General features: G+C 48.2%; 1 protein-coding gene and 1 pseudogene. Both read right to left on the bottom strand.

The window, feature by feature from the left end; genetic code table 11:
* The coding region (locus tag ACTHUR_RS12020) for a site-2 protease family protein (protein WP_440398721.1) at window positions 1–495 on the bottom strand (495 nt) is incomplete at its 3' end.
* Window positions 496–566: 71 nt separating this feature from the next.
* A pseudogene (locus ACTHUR_RS12015) lies at window positions 567–996 on the bottom strand (hypothetical protein); the annotation flags it as partial.

Raw genomic sequence — 996 nt, 5'->3', positions numbered from 1 at the left:
GAGGAAGGTATCGATAAAAATACCGCCGCCCCAAGGCAATATCGGAATCAGGCTGAATGCGACCCAAATCGAGTTCACCATCACGCCGTAACCGGCCATCTGCGCCAAGGGCGCTTGATAAGACTCAGGCACATACGCAGCAAGTACGACGACAAAGCCCCAAAAGAACGCCAAAATCAAATTGGCAATCGGGCCTGAAATCGACACCCAACGCCACGCACGGCGTGGATCACGGAAATTGCGCGAATCAATGGGCATAGGACGCGCCCAGCCGAACAGGAAACTGCCTATCATCAGACACACCAACGGCACGACAATCGTACCGACAGGGTCGATGTGCGGCAGCGGATTAAGCGTCAAACGCCCAAGCTGCTCGCCGGTATGGTCGCCCCAATAACGCGCCGTATAACCGCGTGCCACTTCGCGCACGGTAATGGCCAACAACACAGGCAATACTGCCAGCAGAAATACGCCTAAATCAAAATTTGCAAACATGTTTTTCCTTATCAAACACGCCGTCTGAAAACAGAAATATCCTTAAATATCCTTTCAGACGGCCTGAGGCTTTAATCTTCCTGTTTTTTGTCCGAACCGAAAAACTCTTTCAGCTCTCGCCAAGTAATGCCTTTACCTTGCGGATTCAATTTGAAGACTGGTTTGCCGTAATTGCTGTACACGTTGTCGCCGATAATATTGATGGCCTTATGTGTGCCGTTGATTTGCATATACATGCGGGAAGCCAAAATACGGCCTTTGCGGTCAAGATAATAGTCGACAACAGGATTGTTACCGGATATACGCTGGAAGCTAAGTGGCTGGTTATCACTTATGCTGACAAACATACTGAAAAATTCCCGCGCATTTTTATAATCTTCTTCTGTTGACCCTGGTTGGGGCGTTTTCTGTAATTTCGACAATTCTTCATCAAAAGCCTTAGCCACTGCCTTCATTACGACTGAATCATACTCTGGTTTCATGACATGACGTACACGATAG

It is taken from the genome of Neisseria sp. P0021.S007 (assembly GCF_051956855.1).
The sequence above is the reverse complement of the archived record's forward strand: the minus strand, read 5'-3'. Positions and strand labels throughout refer to the sequence as shown.